This is a genomic window from Streptomyces durbertensis, from assembly GCF_014156695.1.
In the GTDB taxonomy this organism is placed as follows: Bacteria; Actinomycetota; Actinomycetes; order Streptomycetales; family Streptomycetaceae; genus Streptomyces; species Streptomyces durbertensis.
On sequence record NZ_WMLF01000002.1, the window covers coordinates 1 to 13,841 of the forward strand.

General features: G+C 74.1%; 2 protein-coding genes. Both read right to left on the reverse strand.

From position 1 onward, the window contains the following. Nucleotides 1-11,594, reverse strand: an 11,594-nt coding sequence (locus GL263_RS00185; protein WP_182853441.1) for an SDR family NAD(P)-dependent oxidoreductase, incomplete at its 3' end; no start/stop codon positions are given. Further along, complete coding sequence (locus GL263_RS00190) at nt 11,591-13,534, reverse strand: alpha-ketoacid dehydrogenase subunit alpha/beta (protein WP_182853442.1); 1,944 nt, start codon at nt 13,532-13,534, stop codon at nt 11,591-11,593. The genes GL263_RS00190 and GL263_RS00185, both read right to left, overlap by 4 nt. Nucleotides 13,535-13,841: the final 307 nt, after the last annotated feature.

Consider the following 13,841-nt stretch of genomic DNA (forward strand, 5'->3'; position numbering starts at 1 on the left):
GGCTCGGTGGGGGCGGCGGCCGGCGCCGCCACGTGCAGCGCCCGGCACCAGACGTCCTGGTCACCGGCGAACAGCGCCACGTGGGCGCTCTCCGGCCCGGCGGCCGCGGCCAGACGCGACCACAGCTCCCGCACCGCGTCCGCCACCGGGACCGGGCGCAGTCCGTAGGTGTCGGTGAGGTAGCGCTGCGCGGCCGGTTCCGGGGTCATCCCGGCGCCGGCCAGCACCGGCCAACCGACCGACAGGGTCCGCCCGTTCCGTCGTCCCTCGCGCACCCAGCGGGCCCGGGCCGTGGCGAAGCCGTCCAGGAATCCGTTCGCGAACGCGTAGTCCGACTGTCCCTGGTTGCCCACCAGGGCCGCCAGGGAGGAGGCGACCACGAAGAAGTCCAGCGGGTGGTCGGCGAACGCCGCGTCGACCGCCACCGCGCCGAGGGCCTTGGCCCGGCAGACTTCTTCGACGTCGGACAGGTCCTTGCCCCGCAGGAAGCCGTCCCGTAGCACCCCGGCCACGTGGAAGACGCCACGCAGCCGCGTGCCGGAGCCCGCCAACGCGGCGGCGAGCCGGTCGAGTTGTTCCGGGTCCGTGATGTCACAGCGGTGGTGGGCCACCGCGTTCTCCGGGCCCAGGCCCCGCAGCCAGTCCAACGCCTCCTCGTCGGGCGTGGAACGTCCGACGAGCACCAGCCGCGCCGTGGGCTGGGCCGCGCGCACCGCCTCGGCGATCGAGCGGCCGAGCCCGCCGAGGCCACCGACGACGAGGTAGCTGCCGCCCGGTACGAGGAGTGAGGTCGGTTCGGCACCGCTCCCTCCCGAGGAGGGGTCCGGCACCACCACCACGTGCTCCCGGGTACCGGGACGCAGCCGCACCCAGTCCTGTCCGTCGGCCGGCGCGGCGCCGACCTCCGCCAGTACGGCCTCTCGGGCGGCTTCCGGTCGGGCACGCCGCCATCGCGCGTCCAGGGTGAGAACGGCCGGTCGCAGCCTGGACGTCTCCCCGGCCACCGTGCGCACCAGGCTGTGCAGGCCGCGCACGGCCGGCGGCGGCTCCTCCTCCGCCTCGGTCACCAGCAGCACCCGGGCCCCGTCCAGGGACCGGCAGCGCACCAGCGCGCGCAGCGGTCGGAACACCCCGTCCAGTGCCGCCGCGCGGAACTCCGACCAGCCTGCGGCGACGTCCGCCCGCCCTGCCGGAAGGTCCCCGAAGCGGAGTCCCGCCGAGGGGCCCGTGAGGTCGATGAGAACGGTCGCGGGGGCGCCGGTTCGTCGGACGGTCTCCTCGAGAACGGCGGTGTCGCACGCCTCGGCGAGGGACAGCCGGGTGCCGCCGAGGTCGGCGAGCCGACCGTCTCCGACGACCCACAGCGGTCCGGGCGGACCGGCTTCCGGAAGCGGGGCCTCACGCCAGGCCAGTCGGTAGCCCGCGAGGTCCGGTACACCCTGAGCGGATGCCACCACTGCGGGCGCGCGCGGAGCGGCGCCGTCCACGACGTCGGCCGGGTGGTCGGCCGGCTGTACGACGTGCCGGATCCGTTCCTCGGGCTCGCGCGGCTCGACGCGGACGCGGAACCCCTCGATCTCCGCGAGCGTCCGCCCCGACGTGACGTCGATCAGCCGCAGGTCGAAGACGTGTGTTCCGGTCGACTCGTCGGCCCGCACCCGCCGCGCGTGGACGTGGACGGCGCCGGTGACCGGAGCCAGCATGACCAGCCGGTCGATGGCGAGCGGCCGGTAGCGGCGGCGGCCGGCGGGCTCCTCCGCCACCAGCAGGAAAGCCGCGGTCTGGCAGGCGCCGTCGAGCAGCGCCGGATGCAGCACCTGGCGGCCGTCGCGGTCCTCCCCTTCCGGCAGGCGGAGTTCCGCGGTGGACTCGTCGCCTTCACACCGCGCCCGACGCACGGTCCGGAACAGCGGGCCGTAGCTGAACCCTTGCGCGGCGAACAAGCGGTAGAACGCGTCGGAGTCGGTGCCGTCGGCCCTGAGGTACCGGGCGAGGTCCTCAGGACGGTAGACCACGTGCGGCCGTACGGGGTCCTCCTCGCGTGGCTCGGTCCAGCCCTCCGCCACGGTCGCCGTCGTGCCGCCCGTCTCCGCGTCGATCCGGAAACGACGGGCGCCGTGCCGGTCGGCCTCGCCGAGCTCGGCGCTGACCGTCATCGGCAGCCCGCCGGCCGGCGCGGGCCAGACCAGGTCACGCAGCGCACAGCGGTAGGGGGACTCGCCGGCGGTCAGCAGCGCCTCGTGGACGAGTTCCGGATGGAACGCGCCGGGCAGCAGCGGGAGCCCGTCCACCACGTGGTCCGCGACCCAGCGTGAGGCGCCGCCCAGGTGAGCCGTCACCGTGCGCGCGCCGGGGGCTCGGACACTGTCCGCGAGCGGCAGGTCGACCGGCCGGTCCGTACCGGACGGCGGGAGCGCCCGCGGTGGGACGCAGCGCACGTCGGCGAACGGCGTGGTCGGGAGGGGGACGCGCCGGCCGCGGTACGACGGCGCGGGCGGGGCTCCGTCCTCGACCCACCGGCGGGCGCCCTCCGGGGCGTGCTCGGTGCTTTCGGCGGTGGTCACGTCCGGGTGGGCCCGGCCTTCGGCGAGCGCGTCCAGCGCCTCGACCATCCGTCGGCCGGCCTCCGCGGCGCCGACGGCGACGTCGACGGCCACCGCGGCCCGGTGTTCCCAGGTCTCGCGGCCCGTGCGCAACGTGTGGGCGACGTCCGCCGGACTCACCGCACCGGGCAGCAGCGTCTCGACGCCGGACGTGACGTCCAGCGTGTCGGCCAGGCGTCGGGCGAGGGCCCGGAGCCGACGCGGGTCCGGTGCCGACAGCGGCAGCAGCACCGGGCCGGCCGGCTCGGCGGGCTCCTGCGCCGGCGCCCGGTACTCCTCCAGCACGACGTGGGCGTTGGCGCCTCCGGCGCCGAAGGAGCTGACCGCCGTGCGGCGCGGCAGGGGCCGTCCCTGGGCGTCGGTGCGGCGCGGCCACAGTTCGCCGCCGCGCTGGATCCGCAGTGAGGTGCCGGCCAGTTCGAGCCTGGGGTTCTGCCGCTCGACGTGCAGGGTGGGGGTCAGGCGGCCGTGCCGCAGCTGAAGCAGGGCCTTGGTGAGGCCGGCGACCCCGGCCGCGGCCTCGCCGTGCCCGATGTTCGACTTGACGGAGCCGATGCGCAGCACACGTGCGGGGTCGGACTCCCGCCCGTCGTCGAACGCCAGCGCCAACGCGCGCGCCTCGATCGGGTCGCCGAGCTCGGTGCCGGTCCCGTGCGCCTCGACGTAGTCGACGCTGTCCGGTTCGACGCCCGCGTCGGCCAGGGTCCGGCTGATCAGCGCGGCCTGCGCGGTCGGGCTGGGGACGGTGTAGCCGGAGGCGCCGCCGCCGTGGTTCAGTCCGGTGCCACGGATGACAGCGAGGATCGTGTCCCCGTCGGCCTCCGCGGCGTCGAGCCGCTTGAGCACCACCGCGCCGACACCCTCGCCGGGCACGAACCCGTCCCCGTCCGCCCCGAACGCCCGGGTGCGGTCACCGCGTGACGGCATGCCGAGCGCACAGAGCCCGGCGAACCGGTCGGGGTGGAGGTAGAGGTTGACGCCGCCGGCCAGGGCGAGGTCGGCCTCTCCTTCCCGGATCGACCGGCAGGCCAGGTGCAGCGCGGTCAGCGACGACGAGCACATGGTGTCGACGGTCAGGCTCGGACCGCTCAGGTCGAGCGCGTGGGAGACCCGGTTGGCGACCGAGGCCGCGGCGCTCACCGCGTACTCGGGGTTGTCCGCGCCGGCGAGCCGTGCCTGGTGCTGGGCGATCACGTTGCTGTTGGCGGTGACGCCGGCGAAGACGCCCACCCGGGGTCCGTCGGCGCCGCCGGACAGGGTGCGGCGGGTGTAGCCGGCGCTCTCGAACGCCGTCCACGCCACCTCCAGGAACAGTCGCTCCTGTGGGTCCATCAGCGCGGCGTCGCGAGGGGTGATCCGGAAGAACTCGGGGTCGAAGCGGTCCCAGCCGTCCAGGAAGCAACCCCAGCGGGCGTAGCCACCGCCGAGCGTGCGAGCGGTGCGCCAGTCCCAACGGTCGGCGGGCACCTCACGGACCGGCGTGCGGCCCTCCGAGAGGAGCCGCCAGAACTCGTCCACGTTCTCGGCGCCCGGGTACCTGCCGGCGAGGCCCACCACCGCGATCAGGGGGCGGCTGTGGTCCTGCTCCCCGCGGTGGCGCGGCGGCCGGGTCCCGGTCGCCTGGCGGGCCACGGTGGCGGCGTCATCCGGAATCCGCACGACCGACGGCGTGACCAGCGGCCTGGTGGCCGCCGTCGGCGTCCGGCGTGTCGCGAGCGGCTCGTCGGCGGTGGGGCGGGAAGTCCGCGTCGCGAGCCAGCGGGCCAACGCCCGAGGCGTCGGATACTCGAAGAGCACCGTGGAAGGCACCTCGGCGGTCGGGAAGCGGTCGCGCAGCATGGCGGTGAACTCGCCGTTGAGCAGCGAGTCCACACCGGCCGACGGAAAGTCCGTGTCCGGGTCGACGCCGGAGGCGTCCTGGCCGGTGAGGTCGGCCACCATGCCGAGCAGTTCGGCCAGCGTCGCGGCGACGTCGCCCGGACGAGCCCCGGTCGCCGGGTCGGCGGAACGGTCGCCGCCGTCCAGAAGTCCGGCCAAGGCGTCGACGTTGGGATACTCGAACAGGGTGGTGGCCGAGAGTGCCCTCCCGAACTCCGCCGAGACCGCGTTGACCAGCTCCGTGTTCAACAGGGAGTCGACACCGAGCTCCTGCCACGGCAGTCCGCCGGGAACCTCCGCCGCCGGGTCACCCAGCAACCCTCGGACGATCGCCCTCAGCCGCTCGGCGCTGTCACCCCCCGCCGGCGCGCCGGCGCGCGGGTCCTCGCCGGCCGGCTCGCGAACTCCGGGCTCGTCGCCCCGCGGGGCATCGGCGGCCGGCGGCCGGCAGTCCAGCAGCGCCACGCAGCCGGGAGCGTCCCGCAGGTGCCCGACGCGGGTCAACTCCCAACCGGAGGCGTGCAGCAGACTCCGCCAACGTCCGACGTCGAGCAGTGGGCCGTGCGGCATGCGGTACTGCTCGTCCACGTAACGCCACCAACCGTCGGTGAGACCGAAGGTGAGGGTGTAGACCGCCGCCGGCGCGGTGATCTCCACGAGCAGCAACCGGCCGCCGGGTGCCAGTAGTCGGCCGACGTGGCGAAGGGTGCTCGTCAGGTCGCGGGTCGCGTGCAGTACGTTGCTGGCGACGACGAGGTCGTACCCGCCCTCCGCGAAGCCCTGGCCGGACGGGTCCTTCTCGATGTCCAGCAGTCGGGGGGTCACCCGGTCACCGAACCGGCGGCGGCCGTGCTGGAGGAACGCCCGGGACACGTCGGTGTAGGTGTACTCGGCGTCGACGACACCCTGCCGGTCCATGGCCGCCAGCACGGCGGCGGTGGTGCCACCGACGCCGGATCCGATCTCCAACAGCCGGGGCCGACGACCCGCGCCGGTGATCTCCAGGGCCCCGGCGGCGGCCTCCTCGGCCACCGCCCGGTTGACCGGGTCGAACAGCTGGTTCCCGCTGTAGACGGCGGCGACGGTGTCCAGGCTGCCGCCGGGGAACAGCACGTCGGTCGCCGAACGCTCACCGCGCAGCACCGGCCCGTAGGCGGACAGCGCGAGGTCCACGAGGTCGAGGTGGCCCCGTAGGTCGGGATGGTCGGCGACCAGCTCCGCCCGCTGCCTGTCCAGCTCCCCGGCAGGCGGAACGGCGCCGCCCTCGATGTCCAACAGTTCCAACGCGGCGGTGAGCAGGCGACGGTGTTCGGGCACGACGCCCAGTCGTTCGGCCGCGGCGTCAGGCCCGGCCAGCGCTGTCGCCCGGTCCAGTCCGAGTGCGGCCATCCGGGCCGCCAACGCGCCTCTGGCGTACTCCTCCAAGCGGTGGGCCGGGTCACCGGCGCGCGGCGGACGCGTGAGCTCACGGAGCACGGTGGGAGTGCCGCTGACCGCGACGGTCTGCGGATCGGTGCCGGACATGCCCGCTTCCAAAGCGGCCACCCCTCTCTCTGCTTCGAAGTCGGTCAGCCCGGGGTACTGCCGGCGTACGTGGGCGCTGTAGCGCCGGGCGAGGCCGGTTCCCCGCCACAGACCCCAGGTGAAACTGCGGGCCACCAGCCCGCCGTCCCCGTCGACAGCGGCCGCGTAGTGGTCGAGGAAGGCGTTGGCCGCCGCGTAGTTGAGGCCACCGACGCTGCCGAAGAGGCCGGCCACGGAGGAGAACAGGACCAGTGAGGTGCCGGGACGCCCACGCAGCGCCCGGCGTAGGTTCAGAACGGCGGTGACCTTGCTGTCGAGTACCTCGTCCACGTTCCCCGGGGTCAGTTCGGTGAGCAGTCCGTCGCTCACCGAACCCACGCTGTGCAGCACCCCGTCGGGCGCCCCGTAGGTCCGCCGGCACTCCGCCAGCGCCGTGGCCACCGATGCCTCGTCGGTGACGTCGCCGCGGTGGTAGTGCGCACGGCCGCCGGCGGCTCGCAGGTCGGCCAGCAGCTGTCGCGTCCGGTCGTTCTCCGGCGACCGGCCGACCAGCAGCAACGACGCCCGGTAGGTGACGGCGAGATGACGGGCCACCTCGGCTCCGATGCCGCCGGCGCCACCGAACAACACGTATGTTCCGCCCGCGCGGAACCCACCGCTGTTCGGCTCGGCCGGTGCCCGCCCCGCTCTCCGCTCGGTGAACACCTCACGCAGCCGCCGGCCGTCGCGCAGGGCGAGTCGCGGCACCGTCCGACCGCACGGCTCGGCCAGCGCGGCGCGCAGACCGGCGACGGCGCTCTCCGCGTCGGGCTCGTCGAGTACGGTCACGGGCAGGTCCACGGCGGCGGCGCTGACGGCGGGCAGTTCCAGCGGAAGGGTGCGCACGGCACCCAACAGGGCCCCCTGCAACGCGGCACCGGGGGCGACCGGGCCGCCGTCGGGAGCGCTCAGCCCGGTGGTCAGCAGACGTATCCGGGACTCGGCACCCGCACCGGCCACCACCTGTGCCGTGGTCAGCAGGGCGCCGAGCCAGTGACGCAGCCGACTGACACCCTCGTGGTCCTCGGTCCAGCGGGCACCGCCGACGATCAACGTCACGGTGAGCGGGCCGGTCGCGCCGGTCACCGCTTCGGAGAGCCGTCCCCGGTCGACACCGGTTGGCCCCACCGGGAAGGTGACGGTGCGGTCGTCGGCCGCCAACCGCGCGCCCAGTGGCGCGGAGTGCGGGTCGTACAGCACGACGTGGAGCTGGTCGGCGGGCGCCGGCTCGGGGCTCGGGGCGGGTTCGGCCTCCCACACCGGCGACCACATCCGGAACTGATCGTGCTCGCCCGGATGTCCACCGCCCGGTCCCGGCTGTGCGTCCTCCTCCCGCCGGTCGCCGGCGAGCTGCGGGGCGTCGGGCCCCGAGTGGCGGGGTACGGGAAGGAGCCGCAGACCCCGGACCCGCAGCACCTCGCGTCCGTCCGGTGTGACGGCGTCCAGGTCCACAAGACTGTGACCGGCGGTCTGCGCCACGAGACGGAGCACCAGATCGGCCCGGTCCGGGAGTTCACCGGTCCACCACACACGGCTCACGGCGGCCGCCATGCGCGGCTGGTCGGAGGGGAGGAGTGCGCAGGCCGCCTGGAGTGCGGCGTCCAGCCAGCCGACCCGCCGGGTGCGGTGGTCGCCGGGCCGCGGCGCCAGACCGCCGATCGCCCAGTCGCCGGCCCGCCGCAGCCCGTTCACCGCCCGATACGCGGGTCCCACGTCGATGCCGGCCCGCCGGAGCACGTCGGCGAGTTCGACGGGGCGTCCGTCGAGGAGCGCCGACCGGTCCGGGGTGAGCGGCGGCGGGGCGTCCGCGTCGATGGTCGCTCTGGCGCGCACGTGGCCGTCCTGGAGAACGGTGGTCACCGTGCGGGAGTCGCGTTCCTCGACCCGCCGCTCCAGGCGGAGTCCGGACCCGAAGGGCGCCGGGGTCAGGAAGCGGACACTCCGTAGGGCCACGGGTCCACCGCCGGCCAGGACGTCGATCAGCAGCGCCCCGGGCGCGACCGCCCTTCCGGCGACCCGGTGCCACCCGAGCGGGTGCCCGGCCACCAGTTGGAGCGTCCCGGTCGCGTCGTCCACCTCGTCCGGGCTGTGCGCCGGTCCGGTGTGCGCTGCCTCCTCCCCGGCGGCCCCACCGCCGGGCAGCCAGTACGACTCCCGCTGGAACGGGTAGGGGACAAGCGGCACCCGGCGAGGGGTCACGCCGCCCAGCCAGAGCGCGCCCCAGTCGATGCTGCCGCCGGACAGCCAGTCCGTCAGCGCGCGCCGGGTCGCGGTGTCGGCCAGCTGCTCCAGGGCCGCCGGCCGGTCCGTGGTCGCGCTCGCGCTCTGTGCGCCCTCGGCGGCGAACAGAGCGAGTTGTTCGGCGAGTTCTCCGATCTCCCGGGCAAGGAGAACGACCCGACTGGCCAGTGCCCGCCGTCCACTCTGCAGCGTCCACGCGACCTGCCGAAGATCGTGCGGCTCCTTCCGGAGCCGGCGGGCCAGGGCCGCCGCGAGCTGCCGCAGTGCGCTGTCGGTCGCCGCCGACAACGGAACGACGAGCGTGTCACCGAGGCCGGCGGCCGGGCCCGTACCCTCCAGGCCGGATGCCGGTGCGCGTGGCTCCTCCAGCACGGCGTGCGCGTTGCTGCCGCCGAAGCCGAACGCGCTCACCGCCGCGCGGCGGGGCGCCGAGCCCGGTAGGGCCGGCCACTCCACCGCCCGGTCCGCGACGCGGAGGGGGGTGCCGTCGAGGTCGATGTGCGGGTTGAGCCTCGTGAAGTTGGGGGTGGCGGGAATCAGCCCGTGTCGCAGGGTGTGCACGGCCTTGATCAGCCCCGCCAGGCCGGAGGCACCCTCCAGGTGGCCGATGTTCGCCTTCACGGACCCCACCCACAGTCGGCCCTCGGGCCCGCTCGCGCTCGCGGGAACACCGTTCGGTTCGGCGGCGAGCACGTCCCGGAACGCCTCCAGTTCGATGGGGTCGCCCAGTGGCGTGCCGGTGCCGTGCGCCTCCAGGTAGCCGAGGTCGCCGACGCGCAGGCCCGCCCGGTCGAGGGCGGTGCGCGCCAGGGCGGTCTGCGCCCGGGGGTTGGGGGAGGTGAGCGCCGCCGCGCGTCCGCCGTGGTTGACGGCGGTGGAGCGCAGGACGGCAAGGACGGGATCGCCGTCCGCCAGGGCACGTGTGAGGCTCTTGAGCACCACCCAGCCCGCGCCCTCGCCGCGGACGAAGCCGTCCGCCCTCTCGTCGAAGACCCGGCTGTCGCCGTGCGGGGACAGCATTCCGGCCCGCTGGAACGCCCGGGCGTTGAAGCCGTTGCTCAGCAGGTTGGCGGCCCCGGCCAGCACGACCTCACACTCCCCGGAGCGAATGGCGCGCTCGGCGAGGGAGAGCGCGGTGAGCGCGCCCGAACAGGCGGTGTCGACGGTGATGCTGGGGCCGGTGAAGTCGTAGGTGTGCGAGATCCGGTTGGCGAGGAAGGCCGGGAACGTGCCGACGGTGGCGTATCCGTCGGCTGCGGCCTCACGGTCGACCAGCTGCTCCCGGTAGTCGTAACTGCACGCCGCGGCGAACACTCCCACCGGAGTACCGGCCAGCGCGTCCGGGTTGAGCCCGGCGTGCTCCAGGGCGTGCCAACTGAGTTCCAGGAGCGCGCGTTGCTGCGGGTCCATCGAGGCGGCCTGCCGCGGGGTCACCGAGAAGAAGCGCGCGTCGAACAGGTCGGTCCGGCCGAGCAGTCCGGCGCGAAAGCCGTCGGGGACCGCGCCCGCGAACCGGTCGGCGGTCACGGGCGCGATGGAGCAGCCGCCCTCGGTCAGCAGCGTCCAGAACTCGTCGACGTTCTCCGCGCCGGGGACCCGGCACGCCATGCCGACCACCGCGACGGCGACGTCCTCCTCTGCCTGCTCCGCGGCGTCCTCCGCGGCCTGCCCGACGGGGTACCCGTCGGCGCCCTTCCCGTCGGCGCCCTTCCCGTCGGCGCCCTTCCCGTCGGCGCCCTTCCCGTCGGCGACGGGTATCCGTTCCTCACCGGACGGCGGGGGCAACAGGGTCGCCAGGGACCGCAGTGTCGGATGGCGCCAGATCGCCGTGGCGGGCAGCTTCGTTCCGAAGGTCGCCGCGACCTCCCGCACAAGGCGCAGCGCCCGAGTCGAGTCGAAGCCCTGCTCGCCGAGCGGCACGTCCGGATCCAGGGCGTGCCCGACGACACGGCCGGCGAGAGCGGTGAGCGCCGTGAGCGGGTCGGGCGCGGTGTGGCACGCCGTGGAGGCCCCGGTGTGTTCCGGACGGTCCGCGGCGGGCGACTCGTCGGTCCTGGCCGCCTCGACGAGCGCGGCACGCAGGGCCTCCAGATAGAGCGCCGCCTCACGACCGTTGAAGACGGTGTGGTCGAAGGCGAGCACCATCCGCCGGACCGCTCCGCGACCGACGCGGTCGGGGGCGCCGAGGAAGAGCGTCGCCGCGGCCGGCGGCACCACCACCGGGACGGCGAACGTCGCGCCGTGGTCCCCCAGGTGGGAGAGCACCAACGTCACCCGGCCGTCCGCCTGGTTCTGTCCGGCGAGAGCCTGTTCCACCGCCGACGCGTACCGCTCGTCGAACCCGGGGGCGTCGAGCGTGTCGGCGTCGCGGACGACTCCGACGGTCAGGTCACCGTTCTCGGTGGCACACGCGATCCCGAGATCCACGTGGTCGAAGACCCGGACCCGCTCCTCGTCGAGTCGACGCGACCGCAGTCGGGGAAAGTCGGCGGCGACCCGTGCCGCGGTGTGGGCGAAGACCTGGAACGGGGTGCTGAAGCCCGCGGCGTCCGGGCCGGCGGCACGGTGGGCACCAAGCGCGCCCGCCAGCACCTCGTCCGGGATCTCGCCGGCCACCACGGCGGAGACCACGTTCTCCGCGCCGGCGCGCAGCGCCCTGTTCAGCTGCCGCTGCCGAGGGCTGACCGGCACGTCACGGTAGTCACCGGCCTGGTCGCGTTCCGGCTGCTCGACGCGCGGCTCCGGCTGCTCGGACGGGTCCCCCCGCAGAGCCCGCGGCTCCGCCCCGCCGCCCGGCGAACGACGGGCCGCGACATAGCGTTCCAGATCCGCCGGCAGCAGGCTGCGGCCCGACGCGGGGATGGACGGCAGCAGGCTCTCGGCGAGGCCGAGCCGACGGGCGTGCGCCCGGGTACGCGGCGGCACGCGCAGCTTTCCCGGGGGTGTCATACCGGGGAGTCCGGCCGGGGACGCCCCCAACGCCGGCCCGTGCGTGCCGGCGGCCGGCTCGGTGGTGTCGCGCGCCGGGCCGAACTCGGGCGCGGGCCCGGCGGCATCGGCCGGCAGCAGTTCGGCCACCGCCCCGCCGACGGGCACCCGGTCGCCCTCGGCCACCAGCCAGGCGTGCAGGCGGCCGGCCGCCGGGGACTCGATCTCCACCGCGGCCTTGTCGTGCTCCATCTCGTAGAGCAGTTCGTCCTTGGCGATGACGTCCCCCGGCCGCTTCAGCAGCCGCAGGACACGGACCTCCACGATGCCCTCGCCCAGCCGGGGCACGGTCAGGGTCGTCTTCTCCGTCATCTCGCTCATGGCAACACCGATCGGATCGCGGCGACCACATCGTCCGCCGCGGGCAGCACGGCGCTCTCGAGGTCGGGGTGGAAGGGAATGTGTACGTCCGCCCGGGAGACCAGCTTCGGCGCGGCCAGCAGCTCGTAGAACTCGTCGTCGGCAGCCACCAGGTCGGCGAGAAGCGAGGCCCCGAAGCTGCTGGTCCTGTTGTCCTCCTGGACGACGACCAGGCGACCGGTTCGCCGAAGCGAGGCGGCGACCGCGTCCCGGTCCAGCGGAGTGAGCCAGCGGAGGTCGAGCACGTCGACACCCACCCCTTCGGTGGCGAGCACGTCGGCCGCGGCGGTCGCCAGCTCCGTGCCGTTGCCCCAGGTGGCCACGGTGACGTCGGCACCGGAGCGCAGGATTCGGGCGCCGTGGACAGGCGCTGGCAGGGACTGGGGTTCGTTGGGGCGGCGCATCAGGTGCTTCGGGAGCAGGATGAGCGTCGGGTCGGGGCAGTCGAAGGACTCCAGGAAGACGGCCTCGGTGTCCTCCGGGGTGGAGGGGACCACCACCCGCAGCCCCGGAAGGTGGGTGAAGAGGCTCTCGTTGCTCTGGCTGTGCCAGATGCCGCCGCCCGGCAGGTAGCCGCCCCACGGTGCGTAGATCACCGCCGGGCACCGCCAGGCCGAGGCGGTACGCCAACGCAGGGTCGTCAGTTGTGCCGAGAGCTGGTTCCAGGCCGGGCCGACGAAGTCGACGAACTGGAGCTCCACGACGGGCCGCATGCCCACACTCGCCAGCCCCACGGCCGCGCCGACGATGGTGGCCTCGGCGAGCGGGGAGTTGCTCATCCGGGGACCGGCGAGCTCACCGAGTCCCTTGGTGAAGCCGAACACCCCGCCCTTGGGGTCCTCGATGTCCTCACCGAAGAGGACCAGTTCGGGGTGGGTCTCGAGGCCGGTGCGGAGGGCACGGTTGACGGCCTCGACCATCGTGCCGCCGCACGGCCGGGTGGGCCCGGCGGTGCCGCCGGTGCTGTCGTCGCGGTCCGTGCCCGGTACACGCTCGGTGCGGTCGGTCGCGAACAGGTGGTCGAGCACCGCTTTCGGGTCCCCGGTCGGCTCCTCGGCGACGCGGTCGAAGACCTCCTCGACCTCGTCGGCGAGGCGGACCCTGGTCGCCTCGGTCCAGTCGGCGGTGATCAGTCCCTCTTCGGTCAGTCGTCGGCCGAACGACTCCACCGGGTCACGCAGCGCGGCGAGTTCGGCGGCGTCGCGGTAGACGCGCTGGTCGTCCGACGAGGTGTGGCTGTCGAGCCGGTCCAGGGAGCACCACAGGATGGCGGGCCCCGCCCCTCTCCTGACCCGCGGCAGGACCCGGGCGGCCACGTCGTGGAGCCGGTCCGGGTCGGAGCCGTCCACCTCGTGTGTGATGGCCGGTGGCAACAGGCCGAGGCGTTGGGGGGACAGGCCGTCGGTGGGGGTGCTGATGCCGTAGCGGTTGTCGGAGACGAGGAACACCACCGGCAGACTGCGTTCGACCGCGAAGGCGACGGCCTCGAAAAACTCTCCCTGGCGGGTGGAGGCATCGCCGATGGAACAGACGACGACTCTGTTCTCCTCCCGTAGCACCGAGGCCCACGCGGCACCGACAGCGGGAAGGCACTGACTTCCGGTGGGACTGGCCAGCGAGAAGACGTTTCCCGCCCGATGGCTGAAGTGCGAGCTCATGTTGCGTCCGGCCGAATGCGAGAGGCCCTTTGCCATGAGGTCCCGGGCCTGCGCCTCGGCGCCCATTCCTCGGGCCAACATCAACGCCCGGTCCCGGTAGTGCGGGAACACCAGGTCGTCCGGGCCCAGCACCTCACAGATCGCCGCAAGCGCCTCGTGGCCGGCGGAGGAGATGTGGAACCAGGCCTTTCCCTGACGCAGGACGATGCCCGAGCGCCGGTCACACTCCCGGGAGAGCATCATCCTTTCCAGAAAGGTGACCCGACGGTTCTTCGGAATCGCCTTGACGGCGCCCCTCCCGCGCGTTCGCGCGCTTCTCGAGGTGGCCTTCTCCGCCTTCTTCTTCACAACCGGAGCAGCGTCGGGCACAGCGGGTCTCCACGATTGTCGGATTTCCAACCCGGGCTTGGGTACGTGGAGAATTCTTCCGCCGTCCGATCGTTCGCGGAATCGCCCTCGGAGCCGATTTCTCACGTCCCCCGAAAGAGCCAGTGATGCCGTTCTTCCGGCGTTCCCCCCTCCTTGGGAGTGAGGCGCCGGCGGTCACTCA

What these genes read in the sequence shown, in the direction of transcription:
- GL263_RS00190 (WP_182853442.1), bottom strand. Translation starts at nt 13,534, where the DNA reads ATGATGCTCTCCCGGGAGTGTGACCGGCGCTCGGGCATCGTCCTGCGT.